The sequence below is a fragment of the Acinetobacter sp. P1332 genome (assembly GCF_044057475.1).
In the GTDB taxonomy this organism is placed as follows: domain Bacteria; phylum Pseudomonadota; class Gammaproteobacteria; order Pseudomonadales; family Moraxellaceae; genus Acinetobacter; species Acinetobacter johnsonii.
The window spans coordinates 1,421,754-1,445,795 of sequence record NZ_CP171157.1 but is presented as its reverse complement, the minus strand read 5'-3'; the positions used below and the strand labels follow the sequence as shown (position 1 = coordinate 1,445,795).

The window sequence follows — 24,042 nt, the reverse complement described above, 5'->3', positions numbered from 1 at the left end:
AATGGGCGATACAAAATAAAATGAAATGAGTTATAACTTAGCTTAGCATTATTTACGCCAGTTTTGCGTCACAGTCACATTTGTCTGCATTTTTGACTGGTCATTGAGGAAAAAAAGGCATAGCATTTGCAGCTGTTTTAGGTTTAAAAGTCACGGAATGGCTTGGTTAGGGAATTTCATTGAAAGCTGTCATCTACTTCATCGCTACACTCTTCGCCTTATGTTCAAGTTTCACTCAAGCGGCATTGCTCAATATTGTTCCTGAAACAGTTGAAGCTCAAGCTTGGACCATTTTTGATAGCCAATCGGGGCAAGTCATTGCAGAGCATAATAGTCATGTTCAACGTGCACCCGCTTCGCTCACCAAAATGATGGTGGCGTATATTGCACTCAAAGAAATCAATGCAGGGAAGCTCAATAAGAGCGAAATTCTTACCGCAACACCTGTGGTCAGTACAGTGATGTGGGATGAGTCCCAAATGTACTTAAAACAAGGCGAACAGATTTCTGTGGATCAGCTTCTAGCCGGTTTAGTGGTGATGTCTGCCAACGACGCAGCCGTGACTTTAGCGGAACGCATCTCAGGTGATATTCCAAACTTTGTTGCACGAATGAACCAAGAAGCCAAAGCGCTGGGAATGACTGAAACGCATTTTCAAAACCCTGCGGGTATCACCATGCCAGAGCACTATTCAACCGCACATGATTTAGCGCTATTAGGCCAAGCCTTGGTGAATGAAACGCCAGACTATTTATACTATTCAAAACAGCAAAGTTTTAGCTATAACCAACGCTTTCATCGTGCAACCAATATTCTGTTAAAACAAGACCCGACAGTAGATGGCTTAAAAACAGGTTATACCAAAGCAGCGGGATACAATTTAGCCCTGACAGCAAACCGCCCGACCATGAATCCAAACAATCCAAACCGTCGTTTGGTGGTGATTGTATTGGGTACAGAAAGTGCTGCAAAACGCGCTGAAGTTGCACACAACCTCATGAATTTGTCTTATACCTATACTCGCAATGAAGTTGCACTAAAAGATAAGCAAATTATCGCTGAACTGCCTGTAGTCAAATCGACATTGAAAATGTTCAAAGTGGAAAGTAAGCAACCGAAAATTGTGACCACATCATTGTACGATCAACCCTATGCCATTGACTTACATGCCTTTGATCAGACCAACCAACGCATTATGCTCAATACAGGCAATGGCACTATACAACGCATTGATCCCTTAGAATCTACAAAAACGCATTTCAATATTGAAGTGTTGCAAAACAAGCTGACCGCTCCGCTGGCTGAAGTGATGCAACTGGCGAAAGTGCAGGTCTATCAAAACAATCAGCTCATTCAAACGTTCACCATTGAAGAAGATGTACAAATTGAAGAAGCCAATATTTTCCAACGACTAATGTTTTGGTTCAAAAGCTTGTTTCCATTTTTATCAAGCGATGAACCTAAAGTAAAAACCTATACACTCGGTTAAGTTCGAGCAGTATCCCGAGTTTTATACTTTATGTAACTTGTAAGACAATCTAATTATCAATAAATCAAGAAGATGGCATATTCAATGTCATCTTCTTTTTTTAATAATAAATAGGTTGCTTCATATGGCTGTACAAACAGAACAAGTGCCACACCATATTGTTATTATTGGCGGTGGTGCTGGTGGTCTAGAGTTAGCAACGCAACTCGGTGACAGCTTCGCAAAATCCAAGTGGGTGAAAATCACCCTCGTCGATCAAAACCTCACCCATATCTGGAAACCCTTACTACACGAAATTGCGGCAGGTACACTCAACCCAAGTGTTGAAGAAATCAATTATTTTGCACATGCGTCTAAACATCACTATGAGTTTGTTTTAGGTCGTTTTGTCGGCTTAGACCAAGAACATAAACAAGTAAAACTTGAAGCACGCCAATATGCCAAACAAAGCACGGAAACCACGCAGTTTGAACTCAACTACGACACCTTAGTCCTGGCAGTCGGTTCGACCTCTAACGACTTTGCGACCGAAGGCGCTAAACATTACTGCCACTTCCTCGACAGTCGCCAGCAAGCTGAAATTTTCCAGCAAGACCTTCTACATTTGTATTTGGATGCACAAAACCGTCCCGAAACACGCGCACTCAATATTGCGATTATTGGTGCAGGTGCCACAGGAGTCGAGCTTGCAGCCGAATTGGCCCATGCGAAAAGTACCTTTTTTAAATACGGTCTCAATAAAATTGACCCAAACAAAGTCAAAGTGACCTTGATTGAGGCAGCGGATCGCATTCTTCCCGCCCTATCCACCAAAATGGCAAATCACACACATACCCAATTGGAAAAGCTTGGCATTGAAGTCCTCACCCATCACCGTGTTGCCAAGTTAGATAAAGACCATGTCTATTTTGCCGACGGCACACAAATCGATGCCGATCTAAAAGTTTGGGCGGCAGGCATCAAAGCACCTTTCGTTTTAAATGCGCTTGAAGGCTTTGAAAAAGATGCGATTGGACGTCTTAAAGTCTATGCGACTTTGCAAACCCGTTCCGACCCCAACATTTTTGCCTTTGGTGATTGCGCTCACTGCCAGCCCGCAGCCGATGAACCAGTCCTTGGCCCACGCGCTCAAGTGGCCAGTCAACAAGCGGCCTTTTTGCTTCGAGCCCTCAAAGCGCGCATTCGTAGTCAGTCTTTGCCGATGTTTAAATTTTCTGACAAAGGCTCTTTGGTTTCCCTCAGTCAATATAAAGCTGTCGGCGAGCTACTGGGCCAAGTCAATGTGCAAGGCGTGCTGGCAAAAACCATGTATGTTTCTTTATATCGACTCCATCAGGCCACCTTACATGGCTATACCCAAGCTGGGCTGATGACCGCAAAAGACCTGATGAATAAAAAAGTCGGTCCGAAAATAAAATTGCATTGAAATCTAAAAATGCGTCCCCACTAATAAAAAAACGCCATAAGAACGTGGAAAATGCAGTTTTTTTGCTAAATTTAGTCTACAAAAGCTGCTTTTCACTTTATGATATACCCCTTAAATTCTAAATGAATGGACGAAAAACATGACTGCTATCGCAAATGATCACGTGGTTTCTTTCAACTACAAATTGACTAACGCTGAAGGCGAAACGCTAGACCAATCACAAGGTGAACCACTTGCATATTTGCACGGCGCAGGTAACATCATCCCAGGTTTAGAAAATGCATTGCTAGGCAAAACTGTAGGTGAAAAATTCACTGTTACTGTTCCTGCTGCTGAAGGTTATGGCGAATACAACCCTGAACTCGTTCAAGAAGTTCCAGCGCAAATGTTCCAAGGCGTAGACAACATCCAAGCGGGTATGCAGTTCCAAGCTCAAACTGATGATGGCGTTCAAATCGTAACTGTAAAAGCAGTTGAAGGCGAAAACGTAATTGTTGATGCGAACTTCCCACTTGCTGGTCAAGACTTAACTTTCGAAGTTGAAATCGTAGAAATCCGCGATGCAACTGAAGAAGAATTACAACACGGCCATGCGCACGGTGCTGGTGGTCACCACCACTAAGATTTAACATCTTAGAAAAAGGGCGAAAGTTTAACTTTCGCCCTTTTTTTTATTTTTGCATACTTGCTCATTCGCGACGTATTTGAAAATCTGTAAATCCTTGCTGTTCTGAAGCCAATTCTACGATGACCACATCCGTAACTACCGCATGAGTTGGCCCGACTTTAGCATGATTCACCAGTTCGGCAACCATACCATCATCCCCAAAAAACAGTGCTTCAACTGCACCTGAATCCAGATTCTGTACATAACCCTTTAAACCTAAAGCAACAGCATATTGTGCAAACCAGCGTCGATATCCAACACCCTGAACTTTTCCCGATATGGTCAGTTTTACTGCTTTCATACTGTATGCTCTCGGTTCACGACCGTATAAATAGCCTGACTCATTTGCTGCGCTTGTAAACCACGCTCACCTTGCTGAGCCAAAAGGTCGCCTGCTTGGGCATGTAAGGTCACAATTTGATGTAACGCAATGTCATCTTGCAACTGTGCTTTTAAACTGGCAATCATGCCTGCCAATACATCACCCATTCCACCTGCCCCCATCCCTGGATTACCTGCGGTACAAATCCAGAGTTGCGTATCTAAAATCAAGCTTCCCGAACCTTTCAGCACCCATTGTCCTGCATATTTTTCTTGTAAAGCATAAATAGCTGCAATACGGTCGGACTCCACCGCTGAAGTACTGATACCGAGTAAAGTCGCGGCCTCCCCAGGATGCGGTGTTGCGTACACCTGCTCACCGAGTTTTACTGGCTTTTCAGCCAAAAACCATAAAGCATCTGCATCCAATACCACCTGAAAAGCACTGGTTTGAATGAGTGGAAACCATGCATCAAACTGCTGCTGAGCCCACGAGTCTCTTCCCAAGCCCATACCAAAACTGACTGCATCCACATGTGCCACCAATGCTTCACGCTCTTGGAGCGACATTTGGTTAATATCGCGCAGCATAATATTCGGTGCACGGGCTAAAATTGCAGTATGGTGTTTTGCATCACACACCACCGTCACCTTGCCAGCTCCCGCATGAAAGGCAGCTTCAGCGGCTAACATCACCGCACCACCCATCTGTGCATGTCCCCCAATCACCAGTACGTGCCCATAGCTTCCTTTATGTCCAAATGCTTGACGCGGTACAAGGTGCATATGTTGTGGAGCAAGCGAAGCTAAAGGTTTTAAAGCACTGTCTACGGGAAGTAGCGAAATAAGCTCAACGACTCCTGCATAGGCTTTACCCTGCCCAGTAAATAAACCCGCCTTTAAGCCCAGAGCTGTAAAGGTATAATCGGCGACAACTGCACAAGGTAAAGCTTGCCCCGTGTTGGCCTGCAAACCACTTGGAATATCAACCGCAATTTTTAAACCTGTTTGTCTATTAATCTGCTGAATCACTGCCTGCCAGTCTGAACTTAGTTCACGGTTTAACCCAATGCCAAACAAAGCATCAATATAGGTATCATAAGGGCGTTGAAATGCAAAACCGGTATGAATCATTATTCCCTGTTTCACGGCCGCTGCATGTGCTTGTTGTAGTGATACAGACTCTCCCAATGCAGCTGCATAAATTTCAACGTCATAACCTTGCGCGGCTAGATACGATGCAATCAAGTAACCGTCACCTGCATTGTTGCCTTGACCACAACACACTGCGAGGCTTTTGACCTGCTGCTGTTTAAGCCTAGGCAGCATATGTTCAGTTGTTGACCATGCGACTTGTTGCATCAACCCATAAGCACTATTTTGCTGTGCGAACCAACGCCCTTCCCATGCTTGAATCTCGCTGCTGTGGTACACTTGCTGATGCATGATTTTTCCTTTGTTCTTGGTTATGACAACATCCACATCTTCCTCAAAAATCCCTGTAGATCAATATGATCTAGAGCAGCTTAAGGCTTGGATTAAAGCTGAAGCACTGGCTTTAGGATTTTCTGATTGTGTCATCGCCAAACCAGATGCTCAAGTTGAATTGCCGCGTTTTAAAAAATATTTAGAGCTTGGTTATCATGGTGACATGCATTTTCTTGCTGAAAACTTAGAAAAACGCGCAGATCCAACCCTACTTGTTCCGGGCACCAAAAGCATTATTTGTGTGCGTATGGATTATTTAGTTGCCGTTCCTGAACCACGTCTTGTGCCTTTTGCACCAAATAGCGCCATCATTGCGCGTTATGCACGCGGACGTGACTATCATAAAGTCATGCGTGGGCGTTTAAAGACCCTTTCTCAGAAAATCAAAGCCAAAGTTGGCGATTTTGAATCTCGCCCCTTTGCAGACTCAGCACCCATTTTTGAAAAATCATTGGCTGAAAATGCAGGGATGGGATGGGTCGGTAAACACACCTTACTCATTCATAAAACATCAGGCTCATTTTTTGTTTTGGGTGAGCTCTTTACCTCTTTAGAGCTACCTTTTGACCAAGCCACCACCAAACACTGTGGTTCATGTAGCGCGTGTATTGATATTTGCCCGACCCAAGCCATTGTTGAGCCTTATTTATTAGATGCGCGTAAATGCATTGCCTATTTAACTATTGAGTTTCAAGGCATTATTCCTGAAGAACTACGCCGCGGTATTGGTAACCGTGTGTTTGGTTGCGATGACTGCCAGCTCATTTGCCCGTGGAATAGCTTTGCCAAAACCACACCAATTGATGATTTTAACCCACGTCATGGTTTGGATGACATTCAACTAATTGACCTTTGGCAATGGGATGAAAACACCTTTATGGCAAATACAGAAGGGAGTCCCCTACGTCGTACAGGCTACCAAAGCTTTATGCGTAACGTCGCGATTGGTCTAGGTAATGCACCATTTTCAGATGAAATATTGCAGCAATTACAAGCTTCTCGCCCAGAGCTTAACGATATTGTGCAAGTCCATATTGACTGGGCCATCCAAGAGCAACTGATGAAAAAGCAGTAATACTTGCTTCAAACAGACTCAATCAATAAAAGTTCAATCAAATAGCCATTTGCTTGCATAATTTTATTTATTTTATCTATTTAGCTGCATTTTCAGTGTAACTCAAAATCTAAATAAATAGAATTTTGCGGCAAAATTTCCCAAAAAGTGCTCAACTTTGCAACTATTTTTACAATCTCATAAAAAGATAAAATTAAAAACATAATCGGGAGATACTATTAAAACTGAGCAATAATGCCTTTTAAGTTGGCACGTTAAATGTATGATGTATACAAGTTAGAATTAAAAATGGATCGCCATTATGAACCTACGCAATGATTGGACGCGTGAAGAAATCGAAGCTTTGTATGATCAGCCTTTTCTTGATCTCGTCTTTCAAGCGCAGACCGTACATCGCCAACATTTCCAAGCCAACACCATTCAAGTCAGTACTTTACTGTCGATTAAAACAGGAAAATGTCCTGAAGACTGTAAGTACTGCTCTCAGTCAGCACGTTATGACTCAAAACTTGAAGCCGAAAAGCGAATTGCTGTAGACAAAGTGATTTCAGAAGCCAAAGAAGCTTTAGCCTCAGGCTCATCTCGTTTTTGTATGGGCGCAGCTTGGCGTAATCCACATGAACGTGACATGCCTTATGTACTAGAAATGGTTAAAGAAGTAAAAGCACTTGGTTTAGAGACTTGCATGACTTTAGGGATGCTGAATGAGTCTCAAGCTGGGCGTTTAAAAGATGCAGGTTTAGATTATTACAACCATAACCTCGACACTTCACGCGAGTATTATTCACATATTATTAGTACACGTACCTTTGACGACCGTTTAAATACCTTAGAATATGTCCGTCAAGCAGGTATGAAAGTGTGTAGCGGTGGTATTGTTGGTCTAGGTGAAAAGAAAGAAGACCGTATTGGTTTATTGCAAGAGCTTGCAACGATGCCAATTCACCCAGAATCTGTGCCAATCAACATGTTGGTTCCAATTGAAGGCACGCCACTGGCAGATGTTGAAAAACTCGATGTGACGGAATGGATTCGTACCATTGCTGTTGCGCGAATTATCATGCCGCACAGCTATATCCGCCTATCTGCAGGTCGTGAAGCACTTTCTGACTCAGACCAAGCACTTGCATTTATGGCGGGTGCAAACTCATTGTTCTCGGGTGAGAAACTACTGACCACGCCAAATGCAGGCGAAGGTAAAGATCGTCAACTGTTCACCAAATTAGGTTTAGTGGCAGAAAAGCCAAAACCAACGGTGGCAGACCTTAGCCTAGATGCCATGGCAAGCTAATTCCCAAGATTTGCTAAGCACAAAAAAGCCCCTTATTCAGTATGGGGCTTTTTTAATGTCTATCTATTTAACCTTCAGATGACTGAGCAAAATTATGCGCAGTAATTAAAATACCATAACTGACATTCAGATAATCGCCTTGGAATATCTCATCTTCACCATTGGCATGGCGTACAGTTAAGGTTTGGCGAATCGCGTCATAGTGAAAAGAATCAAAACACTCTTGATGCTGACACAGCCAGCTTAAGGTATCACTCAAATTATTATCAACAATATAAGTCTGTGCTTGAAAATTTTTGGTCATCATCCGAATACGCTAAACACTGTTATTCGGCTATTGTAAGCCGTTCTGCGTCAATTCAGTCGAACTAAGCCATAAAAAAATACAGGCATTAAAAAGTGAGCCTACGCTCACTTTTCCTTAAGATGATTAGTCGGTTTTAGAATCACCGCACTTTCGGCATTCCATATGCTCCCCTATTTCAGTCATTTGTTCATATTCATAAACGTGGATGCAAAATAATTTTTTAAACAACTGAAGCATTTTTAACTCCTGTAAATGATTTTTTAAAAATTCGCTTCTTAAAATAGGTATATCTTCCTGAAATACCCACAACTCATATCTCATGAGCTATACACAGTTTTAAACATACTTTTTATAAATTTCAAGTGCCTTTTGTCGAATAACAGCATAAAGTGATAAATGGTCATTTACTTTTTTAAATGATGCTTTTCATTTAATTGTGGTTCTATATTACATCGCTGTTAAAAATGCGGCTGAGAATGAAACAATGCTTGATTTAAATTTGGATCAAGCTAGGATAAAAATACAATGAATGCTCAAAACAGATGTATCGAGCAACCAATAAAGAATTTGATAAAAAAGCAACGATAAGGATATTTATACATGCTTGGACGTATGATGTTTCAACCGCTATTAATTAGCAATCTTATTGATCACGCAGAACGCTACCATGCGGATACAGCCATTATTTCTAAAAATACAGACGGAAGTATCACTGAAACCAACTGGGCCAAAGTCGCAGCCAATTCTAAGCGATTTGCCAATGTACTCAAAGATTTAGGACTTTCGCAAAGTGACCGCGTGGCGACCATCGCATGGAACAATCATCGTCACCTAGAATCTTGGTATGCGATCTCTGGTAGTGGCTATATTTGCCATACCATCAACCCACGTTTATTTCCAGAACAACTGATTTTTATTATCAATGATGCCCAAGACCGTGTGGTGTTATTTGATAAAACCTTTGCACCACTCATTGCTGCGGTAAAAGCACATTTACCCCATGTAGAGCACTTTATTTGCTTAGATGCCGTAGATGACGCTATTGCAGAAAAAATTGCCGATGTAAAATTTTATGATGACTTGGTCAGCAAAGAGTCTGAACAATTCACATGGCCAAGTTTTGATGAGCAAACTGCAAGCTCTTTGTGCTATACCTCGGGCACAACTGGAAATCCAAAAGGCGTGCTATATAGCCACCGCTCCACCATTTTGCATAGTTTTGCCATCAGCCTACCCGATTCTCTCAATCTGTCTGCAAATGACATTATGTTGCCTGTAGTACCCATGTTCCATGTCAATGCTTGGGGTACGCCTTATGCAGCAGCTATGGTCGGTTGTACAGTTGTATTGCCTGGGCCAGGCTTAGATGGGCCAAGTTTAGTGAATATGATTGACACCTATAAAGTCACTGTGGCTTTGGGTGTTCCCACCATTTGGCAAGGTTTACTGGTAGCAGCCAAACAAACAGGCAGCCAGCTGGCAAGTATGAACCGTAACGTTGTTGGTGGTTCTGCATGTCCACCATCCATGTTAGCGGCCTTTAAAAATGACTATAACTGCGACACTATCCATGCATGGGGCATGACCGAAACCAGTCCACTCGGTTCTGCCAACCAACTTAAAGCCAAACATCAACAGCTCTCTGAACAAGAGCGTTTCAAGCTACGTCTTTCTCAAGGCCGTCCGCCTTTTGGCGTGGATTTACGTCTTACCGATGAAGAAAAAGGCAGCCATGAAATTGCCCGCGATGGTGAGCAAATTGGAAATCTACAAATTAAGGGTCACTGGATTATTGATAGCTACTTTGGTAAAGATGAATCTGCACTCACAACCGATGGCTGGTTTGACACAGGTGATATTGCAACCTTAGATGAGGATGGCTTCTTATGCATCAGTGACCGCTCTAAAGATCTGATCAAGTCTGGCGGCGAATGGATTTCATCAGTTGAACTTGAAAACCTTGCGATGGGACATTCAGACATTCTTATGGCAGCCGTTATTGCAGCCGAACATCCAAAATGGGATGAACGTCCTATTGTCATCGCTGTGAAGAAACCTGATAGCACGGTCACTGAACAAGGTGTCTTAGACTACTATACCGACAAAATTGCGAAATGGCAGATCCCTGACCGTGTGATCTTTGTCGACAGTATTCCACTGAGCGGTACGGGTAAAATGCTAAAACGTGAACTCCGCGCCCAATATGGACAAGTCCTACTGGAACAAAATCCTGTTTAACGTTGTTGAGAATAAAAGCCTGATCTTATAATCAGGCTTTTCTCATGTTCGGATAGTGTAAATACCATCAATACAATTTATTTGAAAGCACGTCTAATAAAGACGCTTTAAACACCTCACCATGCTTTAGATTTGGATAGATTAAAAATTTAGACTCTATGCCCTGCTGATCGAATATAGACAAAATTTCTCTATTTTTATTGATGCCATTTGCATCAAAATTAGCGCTTTGCTGTGCTCCAGTATGTGTTAAAAGATCACCTTCCATCAACAATAGATGTTTTTGTGGCTCTTTGACTAATTTTACTGTTCTAATTTTTTGCATCATACGCTCATCAGCCCAAGAAAGTGATGGACTTGCAGCAAAGAAATGGTTGAAATAACGCCCATCGAGCAAGCTATCAAGCACAAAAAGCCCTCCATAGGAATGCCCCATAACGCTCTTTTTTGCGCATCCAGTTTTACATTTTGCTCAACCCAAGGGGCGATATCCTTCAAAACCACATTTCTAAAATCAGCACTTCCCCCGCTCATCCGCTCTGGATTTCTTGGGTGGATTTCCCCGTTAATAAATCTGCTGGAGTATAGTCAAGTGAACGAAAAGCTGTGGCAAATGGCAAATTGGTTTTATAACCAATGGCAACCAATACAGGGGCATCATTTGCATACAAAGACTTGAGTATTTCTTCATTCAGATGGGACATCGCAGCGTTTCCATCCAGCATAAAGACCGATGCATAGACGTTCTGCGTCTTCTGTACTGTCTTTGGAATACCTAACCAAACGCGATAAGTTTTATTTTGATCTGTAGTTGCAAATTCTTTGACTTTAAAACGGCTTTGTTGCACAAACATTCAAAAGCTAAACTTCTTCCAAGTTATCTAAATTTAAGTGGCAACTTGGGTGTGAGGTCGGCCTAAATCTGTAAATTTATTTAATACGGCCACACGTGCATGAATCTCATTGACTTGGCTTTGAAAGTTTCTCGCACGGAGTTTATCGCCTAATAATTTGATGCAATGCATCTTGGTTTCTATCAGACTTCTGCGATGATAGCCTGACCAATTTTTCCATATTGTTCTTCCTAAACGTTTAACTGTTCGAAGTAATTCATTTCGCTCTAGCGAGCTGGTCTTTGTATCTTTCCAAGGTTTCGCATTTTTTCTTGGCGGAATCACCGCATGTGCTTGTCGGTCTGCAATTACTTGACGGCATTGCTTGGTGTCATAAGCCCCATCAGTATAGACAGAGTCAATCTGCTCATCTTGTGGAATCTGATCGAGTAAATCACCAAGCACTTGTGAATCACTCACATTATTTGTAGTGAGTTGAATAGCGCGTATTTGAAGGGTTTCAGCATCTATACCAATATGAAGTTTACGCCATTGGCGACGATATTCAGGTTGGTGTTTCTTACGCTTCCATTCACCTTCGCCTAGAAACTTTAAGCCAGTAGAATCGACGAGTAGCTGGAGACCATTACTGCTTTTTTGATAGTTAATTGCAATATCAATATGCTTTTGTCTTCTGCAGATGGTGGAATAGTCTGGTGCTGTCCAATCTAATCTACAAAGATGAATGAGACTTTGCACAAAGCCAGTGACCATGCGTAAAGAAAGACGAAATAAGGATTTGATCATTAAACAGCATTGGATGGCTGTATCTGAATAAGTTTGATTTCGACCATGTTTACCTTTGGGTTGAGCGTACCATTGAGTCTTGGGATCAAACCAAATTGAGAGATTTCCTCGATTTATTAATGCACTGTTATAAGAAGACCAATTGGTTGTACGATAGATTTTAGGTGTGGGCTTATTCATTTGAGAATTATATTGTGGAATAAGCCTTTAGAGATAGGTTTGTGCAACAAAGCCCTTTAAAACTGTAATACGCCGAACCGATTTCTGCAATATTGGCAGGCAAAGGTTTTATTTCAGGTTTCGCATAAGCACTTAAGCTGGCACCCAAAATCAATAACGAGCTAAAAATTCGCGAAAGCAAAGTAGTAAAAATCTTTCTATAAAGATGCGTCATTTTTTTGTATATACAGCCATGAGATACTGAAGTTTAACACATAATAATAGTTATCATTATCAATTAATTAAATCTTAATCCTCTCTCTGTCATGACGTACATCTCATCGATTAAATAGACTACATTTTCTTTGACCACGCACTCCGAAAGATGATTTTTCCTTTTTATACGGATTCAACAAGTCTAGAAAATACCCTTCCAGCTTTTTTATCCATAAAAAAGCCACCGCATTATGACCGTGCGATGGCTTTATCGATACAAGCAAAAAACTTAAAGCTTTTTCCATGTCATGTTGCTCAAACCTTTCGCATCTTTTGCTGTGGCTTGTACCTTCATCTGATCTTTACCAGCATTTAACTGCGCAGTATTGATATTATACACACGGCCATCTTGAGGATTCAGCCATTGGCCTTTTGCGAATTTTTGACCTGTTGCATCACCCATTAAGCCATTCAGCACTTGCATACCAAAAATCGGTTTATCCTTAAGCCCACCCTGACACTTACTACATACATCACTCACAGGCGCTCCAGCCAAAGGATAGTACTTGGTCACCACTGCGCTATATTGTGATGTTTTAGAATTCTTACGAATCACAATATCTGAAATATAATACCCCGTCCGATCATCAATCACTTTCCATGTTCCAATAAGTGGGTCAAATGGCATGGCGAAAGCAGAATGAGACACCCCCAAAAACAGTGCTGATGTACACAAAAACTTATGTTTCATAAAGTAAATTACAATAAAAATGAAGAAATAAACGGTCGATATTATAGCAACTTTATTCTTTTGTTTACCGATTATTTCATTAAAATTAAATATTTATATGAATTAACCCGTGAGAAAAATCAACAAAAAATTGCATATAAAAAAAGCCTCCGAAGAGGCTTTTTTTAATAATGTATCAGAGCTTCATATATTAAGCCGCTGAACGTTCTTCAATTGGCACTACTTTACGCAGCTCAGGCCCCGTATAGTCCGCACTTGGACGAATAATACGGTTGTCCGCACGTTGTTCCATCACATGTGCTGCCCAACCTGTCACACGGCTCATCACGAAGATTGGGGTGAATAACTTGGTCGCAATATCCATGAAGTGGTATGCCGATGCATGGAAGAAGTCTGCGTTACAGAATAATTTCTTCTCACGCCACATCACTTCTTCACAACGTACTGAAACTGGATACAGGACCGTGTCACCGACATCTTTCGCTAAGCGCTCTGACCAGATTTTAATGATGCCATTACGTGGGTCATTGTCTTTGTAGATTGCATGACCAAAGCCCATGATCTTTTCTTTACGTTCCAATTTGCCCAGCATTTCTCGCTCAGCTTCTTCAGGTGACGTCCAGTTTTCAATCATTTCCATCGCTGCTTCGTTTGCTCCACCATGTAATGGACCACGTAGTGAGCCAATCGCACCGGTGATGCATGAATGCATATCGGATAAAGTAGATGCGCATACACGTGCGGTGAAAGTCGATGCGTTGAATTCATGCTCTGCATAGAGGATCAGTGAGACATTCATCACTTGTTCATGCAGTTCATTTGGTTTTTCACCACGTAGTAGGTGTAGGAATTGAGCACCGATTGAATCGTCATCGGTGTTTTCTTCAATGCGTACGCCATCATGGCTAAAGCGGTACCAATAGCAAATGATTGCTGGAAGGGTTGCGAGAATGCGGTCTGCAACATCTTGTTGTTCTGCAAAAGATTGTTCTGTTTCGAGGTTGCCCAGCATTGATACGCCCGTGCGCATCACATCCATTGGGTGTGAATCTGCTGGGATACGCTCAAGTACTTCTTTGAGTGCTTGTGGCAGTTGGCGTAGTGATTTGAGTTTAGCTTTATAGGCGGTGAGCTGTGCTGCTGTTGGTAGTTCACCAAAGAAGATCAGGTAGGCCACTTCTTCAAACTGGCAGTTTTCAGCGAGGTCTTGGACGTCATAACCACGGTAGGTCAAACCTGCTCCGCTTTTGCCTACGGTTGATAGTGCTGTCTTTCCTGCGACTTGTCCGCGCAATCCTGCGCCTGTGAGGACTTTTCCTTCAGCCATTTTTAATTCTCCTGTTTAAACAGCTTGTCTAATGTGTTTTCAAAGGTGTGGTAATCGAGAAATTCGTAGAGTTCTTTGCGCTGTTGCATTTTGTCGAGGACGTTGACTTGGCTGCCGTCATTGCGAATGGCATGCATGACTTCCAGTGCTGCCTTTTGCATGGCACGGGTCGGTGACAGTGGATACAGCACCATCGAGATGCCTTGTTCTGCCAGTTGTTCTTTGGTGTAGTATGGGGTATCGCCAAATTCGGTAATGTTGGCCAGTACTGGAACACCGACTGCATCACAGACGGTTTTGTACATGGTAATGTCAGTCATTGCTTCAGCAAAGATCGCATCAGCACCGGCTTCTACACAGGCACAGGCACGGTCAATTACCGCTTGTAGGCCTTCTTTTTGTAGGGCATCGGTACGTGCCATCACCACAAAGTTTGCATCGGTTTTGGCATCAACTGCGGCTTTTACGCGGTCGACCATTTCTTGTTGGGTGACGATTTCTTTATTTGGACGGTGGCCACAACGTTTTTGTGCCACTTGATCTTCGATGTGAACTGCGGCTGCGCCTGCAGCAATCATTTGTTTAACACTACGCGCAATGTTAAATGCCCCACCCCAACCGGTGTCAATATCGACCAGTAACGGAGTGTCTACACGTTCGGTAATGCGACGTACATCTTCCAAAACATTATCCAGACTGGTCATGCCTAAGTCAGGCAATCCATAAGAGTAGTTGGCTACACCAGCACCCGAAAGGTAGATGGCCTTGTAGCCCACATGTTTCGCCATCATTGCTGCATAAGCATTGACTGTACCGATAATTTGTAATGGTTTTTCCACTTCCAGTGCTTGTCTAAATCTTAAGCCTGCAGATCTTTGTTCTGTCATCGTCCTTTCCACGGCATTTACTTTAATTTTCGAGTTTTGAGTATAGCCATAATGACTGAATTGACTATGACATTTTAGAATGATCACTCTAAAACTTTAGTCCCATGGTTCACGTTTTTATTGTGTAATTTTCTTCCATGCATTGGGGTTTAGTGGTAAACAGATAAGCCCCAAAACAACAATGTGTGCATATTTTTGCTATGATAGCAACTAGAGATCCACATTTATTAGGCTGTTGTTAGTTATATGCACGACTCAGTTCAACTAGAACCCCTTACACGTGACATACCTCACACAAAACGAGGTCATGAACGCTGTCTTGCATTTTTATTAAGTGCAAACGAGTTGTTTTTGCAACATGGCTACGATGCAGTTTCACTTGATGATATTGTTAATCATGCGGGTGGTTCAAAAGCATCGATTTACAAATATTTTGGAAATAAAGACGGTCTTTTTACAGCAATTTGCGACTACCGTCGTGAGCTGTTTTTTAAAGATATTTGTATGCCTTTTGATTTTACTAAGGACAATTTGCGCGTTTATTTAATACAAACCATTTTAAATATTCAAACACACCTTGTGCTTCCAGAAAATGCCTCTTTTTTAAGACTCATTATGGAACAAGTACAACGTAATCCGCAGTTGGCCTTCCATATTCACAAACAAGGACCTAAACATATTGAAGATGCCGTGGCTTGTGTTTTAACCAAAGCAGATGAAATAGGCATTATTCGTTGTGAACACCCGAATTATTCTGCCCAGCTTTTTTTTGGCATTGTGCGTGAATTAGAGTGGCGAGTACTCATGAACATCTATGTTGAAGAAAATGAACAAGAAAATCTAGAATATGTTCATTATTGCGTAGATCGTTTCTTAGCAGGTCATCAAAAAGTCTAGTTTTTTTGCAATTTCCTTTGCATATAGTATATTAATCGACTCTCTTTTTTCTTTTCACCAACCAACAACTAATTGTTGTTCTGTACCTATTTCGGTTTTCAGCAATTATTGTGGAGTAACAATGGCTCTACGTCACTTTCTTACCTTACGCGATTTATCTACTTTAGAACTGAACCAAGTTGTGCAACGCGGTATCGAACTAAAGCGTAAACAGCACAACAGCGAAGTATTCCAACCGTTTGTTGGTAAAGTCATGGGTATGATTTTTGAAAAATCGAGCACCCGTACCCGTGTATCGTTCGAAGCAGGCATGAGCCAGTTTGGTGGCAGTGCAATTTTCCTCTCACCACGAGACACCCAATTGGGTCGTGGTGAACCGATTGAAGATTCAGCACGTGTAATTTCAAGCATGTTGGATATTGTGATGATCCGTACTTTTGGACATGACATTGTTGAACGTTTTGCCTCTTATTCAAAAGTTCCTGTGATTAATGCCTTGACTGATGATCACCACCCTTGCCAACTACTTGCAGATGTTCAAACTTTTGTTGAACACCGTGGCCCCATTGCTGGCAAAACGGTAGCCTGGATTGGTGATGGCAACAATATGTGTAATTCATATATTGAAGCTGCACATATGTGGGGCTTCAAGTTAAAAATTGCTGCGCCGAAAGGTTATGAACCCAAAGCAGAATTTTTAAGTGAATTTGCACATTGTGCAGAACTGGTTAACTCAGCTGAAGATGCTGCCGTAAACGCAGACCTTATCGTGACCGATGTATGGGCAAGCATGGGCCAAGAAGAAGAGCAAAAAATTCGTGAAGCTGCTTTTGCAGACTATCAAGTGAATGAACGTCTTATGGATCTGGCTCATCCTGATTGTTTATTTATGCATTGTTTACCTGCGCATCGCGGCGAAGAAATTTCTGAAAAGATGCTCGACCATAAAAATGCAGTGGTTTGGGATGAAGCTGAAAACCGCTTACATGCACAAAAAGCATTAGTTGAGTTTTTAATCAATGAAAACACTAAGAAAGATTAATTAATTTTTCCAACGAAAAGCACCTAAGGGTGCTTTTTTATACGGGCAAAGCTATAATCGGAACATAATTTTTATAAGCGACACTTTCCATGCATTTCAAAAAAACTGGCCTGTGCCTTGCTACAATTCTAAGCTCTACTTTTTTTCAGGTTCAAGCCTCAGAATTTGATGACTACTTACAGTCCAAACAAATTATTGATCAAAATTTTAAAATTAAGCAACCAGAAACGTTGAATGAAATATTAACTGTATTAACTGCAGAAGACTCTAGAACCCTCCCAATTGAAATTGATAACAACACTATCATTGAACAATTTAATCTATATGCAGACCGTACCGAGCTTAAAGGCTTGATCATTACCCCTGACTTCGCGCAGTTTGAACAGGATTTAGGTACGAAAGAAGTTCAAAAAGCGATTAAAAAAAATGTTGTGCAAAACTGCAATATTTTCTTCGAGCATCAATATCAACGCCATAATCCCTACATTGTAAAATTACAGCTCAGTTCTGAGAAAAATAGCTACGATTTAGAATTAAAGCAAAAAGATTGTGGTATCAAATAGTATCTTTTTAGCGATTGGTTCTCTACTTTAGCGAACCAATCCTTGCGGTTGTAAGATAATCATGGCCGCACCAATCAACACCACTGCCCCACCCATTATGTCCCAACGGGATAAATAAACTTGATCGACATAACGCAACCATAGCAATGCGGTAAAAATATAAATTCCGCCATAAGCGGCATAAATACGTCCTGACGCAGCCGGATGTAAAGTCAACAACCACACAAAAGCACCTAGCGCTAAGGCTGTAGGAATCCACAACCAATGACTTCTTCCCTGATTTAAAATCAAATAAGGGAAATAACAGCCTAATATTTCCATCACAGCGGTTACCAAAAACAGTACAAATGTACTTAAAACTTTCGTCAATTGAATATCCATGCAACCTACTTTTATTACTTCTAACTGTTAAATACTTTTTTCAATAAAAAACCCGTGCGAACACGGGTTTTAAATTATGTAGCAATCTTTAAGCAGGCTCAGCCGTTTGGTCTTCAAAAACTTCAAGTTTTAGACCCACCGCTTTACCATTTTCGTTCTTCACAGAGACCGCAACATTACCACCATGTTCTGCAAGCTCACCAAATAGAATCATTTCAGCCAGTGGTTTTTTCAAATGCTCTTGGATGAGTCGTTGCATTGGGCGAGCGCCCATTAAACGGTCATAGCCATTTTCAGCCATCCACTCACGCGCACTTTGATCCACTTCTAGAATGACTTTTTTCTCATCCAGTTGCGCTTGTAGTTCAGTTAAGAACTTATCCACCACATTTTCAATTACTGTCGTTGGTAAAGCTTTAAACTGAATCACGCTGTCTAAACGGTTACGGAACTCTGGAGAAAACGCTTTCTTCATCGCATCTTGGTTATCATTACTGTTGTCTTGATCCATGAAGCCAATACTCACGCGAGAAATACTTTCTGCGCCAATATTTGTGGTCAAGACCAACACCACATTACGGAAGTCTGATTTACGACCATTGTTATCGGTCAATGAACCATGATCCATGATTTGTAGCAATAAGTTGAATACGTCTGGATGCGCTTTTTCAATCTCATCTAGCAATAATACACAGTGCGGATTTTTATGAATCGCATCGGTCAACAGACCACCTTGGTCAAAGCCGACATAACCTGGAGGCGCACCAATCAAACGTGAAACTGCATGGCGCTCCATATACTCTGACATATCAAAGCGAACCAGCTCAACACCCAGTAATTTCGCAAGCTGCTTAGTGACTTCTGTTTTACCTACCCCAGTTGGGCCTGCAAAAACAAAACTACCCACAGGCTTATCTGGTGATTTTAAGCCTGCACGCGACAGCTTAATTGCTGAGCCTAAAGCTTCAATGGCTTCATCTTGACCAAAGACCACACGTTTTAAATCACGTTCAAGATTTTCAAGAACGGTCTTGTCATCTTTAGACACAGTTTTTGGTGGAATACGTGCAATTTTCGACACGATATCTTCAATATTTTCCACGGTAATCAAGGTGTCATCTTGTTCAGCTTTCAGACGACGTTGTGCCCCTGCTTCATCAATGACATCAATGGCTTTATCTGGCAAGAAACGATCATTAATGAACTTCGCAGACAGCTCAACTGCAGAAATTAAAGCTTTGTCATCATATTTAACATGATGGAAATCTTCAAACTTGCTCTTCAAACCACGTAGAATATCAATCGTTTCTGAAATAGATGGCTCATTGACATCAATTTTTTGGAAACGGCGTGACAATGCATGATCTTTTTCAAAGACTTGGCGGTATTCTTGGAATGTGGTTGAACCGATGCAGCGCAATGAACCATTGGCCAAAGCGGGTTTAATCAAGTTTGACGCATCCATCGTGCTACCCATACTTGAGCCTGCACCAATAATCATGTGGATTTCGTCAATAAACAAAACTGCTTCTGGTTTCTTTTTCAACGCGTTCAAAAGCTGTTTTAAACGTTTTTCAAAGTCACCACGGTATTTGGTTCCTGCCACCAAAGCACCAATATCCAAGCTATACACTTCAGCATTTGCCAATGGTTTCGGTGCTTTACCATTAACAATGAGCCAAGCTAAACCTTCAGCAATCGATGTTTTACCGACGCCAGGATCACCGACCAATAACGGGTTATTTTTACGGCGACGGCATAGAATTTGTGCTGCACGCTCAATTTCTTTTTCACGACCAATTAAAGGATCTGTTTTACCCTTTTGTGCCTCAACATTTAAGTTGGTTGTATACAGCTCTAAAGGGCCTGCGTTGCTTGAACTAGCAGATTCACCATCAAGATCTTCAATTTCCTCTTCCACTTGCACTTCGTCTTTACGTGTGCCGTGGGCCAAGTATTGTGTCAGTGTTAAACGATTAATTTGATGACGTTTTAAGAGGTAAACTGCAAAAGAATCACGCTCAGAGTACATCGCCACTAAAATGTCTGCGCCTTCAACCGTCCGATCACCACCGCTTGATTGCACATGAAAAATTGCACGTTGTAAGATACGGTCAAAACTTTCGGTTGGATGCGGGGCTTGATCACTGTTTTCGCCCAGCTTAGGGGTGTGCTGCTCTACATATTCTTCAAGCTCTTTGCGAAGCACAATAATATCTGCACCACAGGCTTTCAATGCATTTACGGCCGAATCATTATCGAGTAAAGCCAATAATAAATGTTCAACGGTTAGGAATTCATGTCTCTTTTGTCGAGCCATACTAACAGCCAAACGTAAGGATACTTCTAATTGACGACTGAGCATGGAACCCCCCTTAATCTTTCGGCTCAATCTGACAAAGTAAAGGATGACCTTGAGACCGAGCGTAATTATTGACTTGGTTTGCTTTTGTTTCCGCGATGTCTCTCGGGTAAACGCCTGCAACACCTTTTCCTTCATAATGTACAGTTAGCATTACTTGAGTGGCTTGGTCAAGATTCAAAGCAAAGTATTGTTGTAAAATTTCAATAACAAAGTCCATTGGGGTGTAGTCATCGTTCATTAAAACGACAGCATAGAGTGGAGGACGCTTAAGTTCTGGTGGCGCGGTTTGGACAGCGACATCCCCATTTTCTTCTTCATGCGGTTCATCATTGCTCAAGCGCGGGCTGATATGCCAGTCGACATAGCCAGATTCATGAAAAGACTGCTTGATTTCATTTAAACACGTTGAACGCTTAGAGATACCCATAAACTTACAATTCACAATTATTGTGCATTTGCCTCAGCCTGAGGGATTTCAGAGACAAATGCAGATTGACTTTCTACGGCTTCACCACGTGACCAACTAAAGCGTCGTGTCACTGGTGTGCTACCTGTTAAACGGACTTCGATAAACTGTGGCGTAAAGCCTTTAGGCATCGTCCAACGCCCTGTTAAACGCTCATAGTTTTCAAAGTTAAAGTTTTTGTCTTCAAGAGGCACAACTAAAACCTCTGTACCACGAATGAGTCGGAGTTCAACGGTACCTGAAGCTGCACGTTTAGATGGACTAACTTGAACCAAGTCGAGTTGATATTCAAATGCATTCTCAGGCAAAGGTTTAATCGCAATATGCTGCACAGCCAGTGGAATACCACCGCGTTGACGCAAAACCTCACGGTAAATCACAGCTGTGTTTTCAGATTGCGCTTGTTGATCCAAAGCTTTTTGCAATGACAAATACAGCTCATTTGAATTGGTCACAGCAACATCACGCTCTTGAACAGCAGCATTGTAGTTTTTATTTAAAGCATCCAGACTGGTCTTTTGCTTTTGTACCACTTCGACCAGTTGCTCAGCATCTGCATCAAAACCTACCACCGTTAAACCCTGACGATGTCCGACGGTATAGCCCAATACCCCACTTGCAACCATCAATATTGCAGCACCAATTGCCAAGGGCTTATTGGTCTGTAAAAACGGCTTTGCAGGTTCAGGCTGTTGTGACGTCATATTTGTGTCAGTGTTCGGCATCGTCATCTCTTATTTTGATTCAATTCAAAACACACATTTAAATCGAAATCTAAATGTGTGTGAAGTTTTAAAACGTTTTTTATGGTAATAAACCAATTCCATCTAGGCCCGCAGTTTCAGCAAATCCAAACATTAAGTTCATGTTTTGAACGGCCTGACCTGCTGCTCCTTTAACCAAATTGTCTTGTACAGAAATGACCACCAACTTTTTCGGTTGCGGTTTATACAGCGCAATACGTAGTTGATTTGCACCCCGCACAGAACGTGTCTCTGGTGAGCTTCCCGCAGGCATCACATCGACAAAAGCTTCATTGGCATAAAACTGTTCATATAAACTTTGCACATCAGCAGCTTCACCCGCATCGGTTAAGTCCACATAAATCGTGCTAAGCATGCCACGAATCATTGGTACCAAATGTGGGACAAATAAAATGTAGTTAAACACCTCTTTTAAGCCTGAAATATTTTCCAACGCTTCCACAATTTCAGGATGATGACGGTGACCTGCAACGCCATAAGCTTTGAAATTATCTGCATTTTCAGAATAGATCATCCCAAGGCTGGCTTTACGGCCTGCACCAGACACACCCGATTTTGCATCAATAATAATACTCTCAGGTTTAACTAATGTGTCGTTTTGCTTAAATAATGGCGCTAAACCCAGTTGTACTGTTGTTGGATAACAACCAGGGTTACCAATGACATTGGCTTGTTTAATCTGCTCACGGTTTAATTCTGACAAACCATAAACTGAGTCTTTCAACAGTTCAGGACACGCATGTTGCATGCCATACCATTTTTCAAACTGCTCTAAGTCTTGTAAACGGAAGTCTGCGGCAAGGTCAATCACTTTGGTATTGGCAGCCACCAATTCTTCGGCATGTTTCATGGCAACGCCATGCGGTGTCGCAAAGAACACCACATCACATTTTTTCAGTTCATCGATATTCAAATCTGAATATTTAAGTTCGGTATGTCCACGTAGGCTTGGGAACATATCATCTACACGGCGACCGTCTTCTGTACGCGATGTTAATACGCTTACTTGCACATTTGGGTGTCGTAGTAAAAGACGCAACAATTCAACGCCTGTATAACCTGTACCGCCGACAATACCAACTGAAATCACGTGTATTACCTCAAACTTAAACTGTCCATTTCGTAACTGCCTAGTATGACAGGAAGTTTCTGCTTTCTAAACTGTTTTACTTGGAATTTATGCGTTTTTAGTGCTATCGACACCTAATGAGACACATCCAATATACTCTGTGCAGGCTCAAAACCAATCTGATTTCGTCCCGAATGTTTCGCCTGATATAACAATTGATCGGCAGCTTGTATGGCATATTTTAAGTTGGAATGATGTACTGTAGCCAGTCCAAAACTTGCTGTCACGGCAATTTTTTTTGAGGATAATCGTGCATCGGCAATACCTAAACGAATACGATTGGCAATATTATAAGCCAGCGCTGGGTCATCAATTTGCAATAAGACAATGAACTCCTCTCCGCCAAAACGCCCTACCAAGTCATGGGCACGGACGTTTTGCCCAATAATTTCACCGACTTGTTGTAAAATTTGATCACCCACCAAATGCCCATAGGTGTCATTAATTTTCTTAAAATGGTCAATATCACACATGAGCAAGAAATAAGACTGTTTAGAGAGCTGATGCAACTTTCGTTTAGCGGCTTCGTTAAAGCCACGTCGATTGAATAAATGTGTTAGCGGATCTCTTAGCCGCTCATCATTGAGTTGATGGATAATATCGCGTACCAAGGTTCCGAGCAGCACTATTGCAAACCACATACTTAAGATAATGCTCGCAGCAAGCATCATCAGCCACCAAACTGAATTTGCCAGCATGTCTGCTTCAATATTTCTTAAAAAGAGAAAAATAATGATTCCGCGAACAAAGGTATACAGCACAATAAACAAGTAGGAAAAGTCGACTATTTTATTGAGCAAATCAATCCCTTGATAATGTTTAAACATTGAAAACAAAACCAAAGACTCAACTAATGCAATTGAAATGTTCAGAATCAGCATTCTGATCCACAGTTGATCATCTACGTAGGAATAATAACTGAGTGAAAGTAAAGCCATCACGGCCAAGGCAAGACACCAATATGGACGTGCATTGGCATTCTTTCTTAAGCCCATGGCATAAGCGCTGGCCCATGCACCAAACAAATACATACTGCCTAAAATGGGTGCCGACAAAGCCAACTGCTTATTCGACATAAAACTTTGTGCCGCCACAGAAAACGAAGGCACAATATATCCAAGCCCGAGCCATAATAAATATGAGGGAGCTCTA

General features: G+C 41.8%; 24 protein-coding genes. 9 read left to right on the top strand and 15 right to left on the bottom strand.

What is annotated here, in order from left to right:
• Positions 1–179: 179 nt before the first annotated feature.
• The 3 genes from ACFN7Z_RS07110 to slyD all read left to right on the top strand — a co-directional run bounded on the left by ACFN7Z_RS07110 (position 180) and on the right by slyD (position 3,538).
• Entirely contained in the window at positions 180–1,490 is a 1,311-nt protein-coding gene (locus ACFN7Z_RS07110) for a D-alanyl-D-alanine carboxypeptidase PBP6B (RefSeq protein ID WP_010326934.1), read from the top strand.
• Positions 1,491–1,614: 124 nt separating this feature from the next.
• The gene (locus ACFN7Z_RS07105; RefSeq protein ID WP_010326935.1) at positions 1,615–2,916 is read left to right on the top strand and encodes an NAD(P)/FAD-dependent oxidoreductase; all 1,302 of its coding nucleotides are present in this window, start codon (positions 1,615–1,617) and stop codon (positions 2,914–2,916) included.
• A 139-nt stretch (positions 2,917–3,055) separates the two neighbouring features.
• Entirely contained in the window at positions 3,056–3,538 is a 483-nt protein-coding gene (gene slyD / locus ACFN7Z_RS07100) for a peptidylprolyl isomerase (RefSeq protein ID WP_004696728.1), read from the top strand.
• Between the two features lie 67 nt (positions 3,539–3,605).
• Here the strand turns inward: slyD and ACFN7Z_RS07095 are convergent, their stop codons facing one another.
• Entirely contained in the window at positions 3,606–3,884 is a 279-nt protein-coding gene (locus tag ACFN7Z_RS07095) for an acylphosphatase (protein WP_010326936.1), read from the bottom strand.
• Positions 3,881–5,350, bottom strand: a complete 1,470-nt coding sequence (locus ACFN7Z_RS07090; RefSeq protein ID WP_010326937.1) for a bifunctional ADP-dependent NAD(P)H-hydrate dehydratase/NAD(P)H-hydrate epimerase — start codon at positions 5,348–5,350, stop codon at positions 3,881–3,883. The genes ACFN7Z_RS07095 and ACFN7Z_RS07090 overlap by 4 nt, the downstream gene beginning before the upstream one ends.
• Positions 5,351–5,372: 22 nt before the next feature.
• Between ACFN7Z_RS07090 and queG the strand changes: the two genes are divergently transcribed.
• Together queG and bioB are read left to right on the top strand one after the other, a co-directional pair.
• A complete protein-coding gene (gene queG / locus ACFN7Z_RS07085; protein ID WP_029575046.1) occupies positions 5,373–6,467 on the top strand; it encodes a tRNA epoxyqueuosine(34) reductase QueG in 1,095 nt (364 codons plus the stop codon).
• Positions 6,468–6,768: 301 nt separating this feature from the next.
• Entirely contained in the window at positions 6,769–7,758 is a 990-nt protein-coding gene (gene bioB, locus ACFN7Z_RS07080; protein WP_004981788.1) for a biotin synthase BioB, read from the top strand.
• Positions 7,759–7,825: 67 nt separating this feature from the next.
• On the opposite strand, the gene ACFN7Z_RS07075 is transcribed toward bioB, so the two are convergent.
• Positions 7,826–8,062, bottom strand: a complete 237-nt coding sequence (locus ACFN7Z_RS07075) for a hypothetical protein (protein WP_029575047.1) — start codon at positions 8,060–8,062, stop codon at positions 7,826–7,828.
• A 603-nt stretch (positions 8,063–8,665) separates the two neighbouring features.
• Between ACFN7Z_RS07075 and ACFN7Z_RS07070 the strand changes: the two genes are divergently transcribed.
• Entirely contained in the window at positions 8,666–10,303 is a 1,638-nt protein-coding gene (locus tag ACFN7Z_RS07070) for a long-chain-fatty-acid--CoA ligase (RefSeq protein WP_010326941.1), read from the top strand.
• A 67-nt stretch (positions 10,304–10,370) separates the two neighbouring features.
• On the opposite strand, the gene ACFN7Z_RS07065 is transcribed toward ACFN7Z_RS07070, so the two are convergent.
• From ACFN7Z_RS07065 to prpB, 6 genes are all read right to left on the bottom strand, one after another.
• The gene (locus ACFN7Z_RS07065; protein ID WP_010326942.1) at positions 10,371–10,712 is read right to left on the bottom strand and encodes a hypothetical protein; all 342 of its coding nucleotides are present in this window, start codon (positions 10,710–10,712) and stop codon (positions 10,371–10,373) included.
• Between the two features lie 121 nt (positions 10,713–10,833).
• Complete coding sequence (locus ACFN7Z_RS07060; protein WP_228260962.1) at positions 10,834–11,157, bottom strand: hypothetical protein; 324 nt, start codon at positions 11,155–11,157, stop codon at positions 10,834–10,836.
• 33 nt (positions 11,158–11,190) lie between these two features.
• Positions 11,191–12,123 carry an IS5-like element ISAha1 family transposase gene (locus ACFN7Z_RS07055; RefSeq protein ID WP_004637176.1) on the bottom strand — a complete coding sequence of 311 codons (933 nt, stop codon included), beginning with the start codon at positions 12,121–12,123 and terminating at the stop codon, positions 11,191–11,193.
• Between the two features lie 484 nt (positions 12,124–12,607).
• Positions 12,608–13,069 (bottom strand): DUF2147 domain-containing protein, encoded by a 462-nt coding sequence (locus ACFN7Z_RS07050; RefSeq protein ID WP_130235092.1) that lies wholly within the window; start codon positions 13,067–13,069, stop codon positions 12,608–12,610.
• 190 nt (positions 13,070–13,259) lie between these two features.
• Complete coding sequence (gene prpC / locus ACFN7Z_RS07045; protein WP_004696709.1) at positions 13,260–14,396, bottom strand: 2-methylcitrate synthase; 1,137 nt, start codon at positions 14,394–14,396, stop codon at positions 13,260–13,262.
• Positions 14,397–14,398: 2 nt separating this feature from the next.
• Entirely contained in the window at positions 14,399–15,283 is an 885-nt protein-coding gene (gene prpB, locus ACFN7Z_RS07040) for a methylisocitrate lyase (RefSeq protein ID WP_130235093.1), read from the bottom strand.
• A 246-nt stretch (positions 15,284–15,529) separates the two neighbouring features.
• Between prpB and ACFN7Z_RS07035 the strand changes: the two genes are divergently transcribed.
• The 3 genes from ACFN7Z_RS07035 to ACFN7Z_RS07025 all read left to right on the top strand — a co-directional run bounded on the left by ACFN7Z_RS07035 (position 15,530) and on the right by ACFN7Z_RS07025 (position 17,785).
• A complete protein-coding gene (locus ACFN7Z_RS07035; protein WP_005401081.1) occupies positions 15,530–16,180 on the top strand; it encodes a TetR/AcrR family transcriptional regulator in 651 nt (216 codons plus the stop codon).
• Between the two features lie 121 nt (positions 16,181–16,301).
• Complete coding sequence (gene argF, locus ACFN7Z_RS07030; protein ID WP_010326946.1) at positions 16,302–17,222, top strand: ornithine carbamoyltransferase; 921 nt, start codon at positions 16,302–16,304, stop codon at positions 17,220–17,222.
• An 89-nt stretch (positions 17,223–17,311) separates the two neighbouring features.
• A complete protein-coding gene (locus ACFN7Z_RS07025) occupies positions 17,312–17,785 on the top strand; it encodes a hypothetical protein (RefSeq protein ID WP_062033193.1) in 474 nt (157 codons plus the stop codon).
• 27 nt (positions 17,786–17,812) lie between these two features.
• Here the strand turns inward: ACFN7Z_RS07025 and ACFN7Z_RS07020 are convergent, their stop codons facing one another.
• From ACFN7Z_RS07020 to ACFN7Z_RS06995, 6 genes are all read right to left on the bottom strand, one after another.
• Positions 17,813–18,166, bottom strand: a complete 354-nt coding sequence (locus ACFN7Z_RS07020; RefSeq protein WP_005401079.1) for a YnfA family protein — start codon at positions 18,164–18,166, stop codon at positions 17,813–17,815.
• Between the two features lie 88 nt (positions 18,167–18,254).
• On the bottom strand, positions 18,255–20,531 hold the full coding sequence (clpA, locus tag ACFN7Z_RS07015; protein WP_058951805.1) for an ATP-dependent Clp protease ATP-binding subunit ClpA: 2,277 nt from the start codon (positions 20,529–20,531) through the stop codon (positions 18,255–18,257).
• Positions 20,532–20,541: 10 nt separating this feature from the next.
• The gene (gene clpS, locus ACFN7Z_RS07010; RefSeq protein WP_004981811.1) at positions 20,542–20,958 is read right to left on the bottom strand and encodes an ATP-dependent Clp protease adapter ClpS; all 417 of its coding nucleotides are present in this window, start codon (positions 20,956–20,958) and stop codon (positions 20,542–20,544) included.
• A gap of 17 nt (positions 20,959–20,975) precedes the next feature.
• The gene (locus tag ACFN7Z_RS07005) at positions 20,976–21,722 is read right to left on the bottom strand and encodes a DUF6776 family protein (RefSeq protein WP_130235094.1); all 747 of its coding nucleotides are present in this window, start codon (positions 21,720–21,722) and stop codon (positions 20,976–20,978) included.
• 79 nt (positions 21,723–21,801) lie between these two features.
• The gene (gene argC, locus ACFN7Z_RS07000) at positions 21,802–22,857 is read right to left on the bottom strand and encodes an N-acetyl-gamma-glutamyl-phosphate reductase (protein ID WP_171457915.1); all 1,056 of its coding nucleotides are present in this window, start codon (positions 22,855–22,857) and stop codon (positions 21,802–21,804) included.
• A gap of 107 nt (positions 22,858–22,964) precedes the next feature.
• Positions 22,965–23,999, bottom strand: a complete 1,035-nt coding sequence (locus tag ACFN7Z_RS06995; RefSeq protein WP_159151852.1) for a GGDEF domain-containing protein — start codon at positions 23,997–23,999, stop codon at positions 22,965–22,967.
• Positions 24,000–24,042 lie beyond the last annotated feature (43 nt).

Excerpts from the sequence above, each read along its gene's own strand:
- ACFN7Z_RS07105 (WP_010326935.1), top strand. The coding sequence starts at position 1,615 with ATGGCTGTACAAACAGAACAAGTGCCACACCATATTGTTATTATTGGC.
- ACFN7Z_RS07055 (WP_004637176.1), bottom strand. The coding sequence starts at position 12,123 with ATGAATAAGCCCACACCTAAAATCTATCGTACAACCAATTGGTCTTCT.
- ACFN7Z_RS07070 (WP_010326941.1), top strand. The coding sequence starts at position 8,666 with ATGCTTGGACGTATGATGTTTCAACCGCTATTAATTAGCAATCTTATT.
- ACFN7Z_RS07025 (WP_062033193.1), top strand. The coding sequence starts at position 17,312 with ATGCATTTCAAAAAAACTGGCCTGTGCCTTGCTACAATTCTAAGCTCT.
- argF (WP_010326946.1), top strand. The coding sequence starts at position 16,302 with ATGGCTCTACGTCACTTTCTTACCTTACGCGATTTATCTACTTTAGAA.
- slyD (WP_004696728.1), top strand. The coding sequence starts at position 3,056 with ATGACTGCTATCGCAAATGATCACGTGGTTTCTTTCAACTACAAATTG.
- ACFN7Z_RS07050 (WP_130235092.1), bottom strand. The coding sequence starts at position 13,069 with ATGAAACATAAGTTTTTGTGTACATCAGCACTGTTTTTGGGGGTGTCT.
- ACFN7Z_RS07035 (WP_005401081.1), top strand. The coding sequence starts at position 15,530 with ATGCACGACTCAGTTCAACTAGAACCCCTTACACGTGACATACCTCAC.
- clpS (WP_004981811.1), bottom strand. The coding sequence starts at position 20,958 with ATGGGTATCTCTAAGCGTTCAACGTGTTTAAATGAAATCAAGCAGTCT.
- ACFN7Z_RS07095 (WP_010326936.1), bottom strand. The coding sequence starts at position 3,884 with ATGAAAGCAGTAAAACTGACCATATCGGGAAAAGTTCAGGGTGTTGGA.
- prpC (WP_004696709.1), bottom strand. The coding sequence starts at position 14,396 with ATGGCTGAAGGAAAAGTCCTCACAGGCGCAGGATTGCGCGGACAAGTC.
- ACFN7Z_RS07005 (WP_130235094.1), bottom strand. The coding sequence starts at position 21,722 with ATGCCGAACACTGACACAAATATGACGTCACAACAGCCTGAACCTGCA.
- queG (WP_029575046.1), top strand. The coding sequence starts at position 5,373 with ATGACAACATCCACATCTTCCTCAAAAATCCCTGTAGATCAATATGAT.
- prpB (WP_130235093.1), bottom strand. The coding sequence starts at position 15,283 with ATGACAGAACAAAGATCTGCAGGCTTAAGATTTAGACAAGCACTGGAA.
- ACFN7Z_RS07060 (WP_228260962.1), bottom strand. The coding sequence starts at position 11,157 with ATGTTTGTGCAACAAAGCCGTTTTAAAGTCAAAGAATTTGCAACTACA.
- ACFN7Z_RS07075 (WP_029575047.1), bottom strand. The coding sequence starts at position 8,062 with ATGACCAAAAATTTTCAAGCACAGACTTATATTGTTGATAATAATTTG.
- ACFN7Z_RS07090 (WP_010326937.1), bottom strand. The coding sequence starts at position 5,350 with ATGCATCAGCAAGTGTACCACAGCAGCGAGATTCAAGCATGGGAAGGG.
- ACFN7Z_RS07020 (WP_005401079.1), bottom strand. The coding sequence starts at position 18,166 with ATGGATATTCAATTGACGAAAGTTTTAAGTACATTTGTACTGTTTTTG.
- bioB (WP_004981788.1), top strand. The coding sequence starts at position 6,769 with ATGAACCTACGCAATGATTGGACGCGTGAAGAAATCGAAGCTTTGTAT.
- clpA (WP_058951805.1), bottom strand. The coding sequence starts at position 20,531 with ATGCTCAGTCGTCAATTAGAAGTATCCTTACGTTTGGCTGTTAGTATG.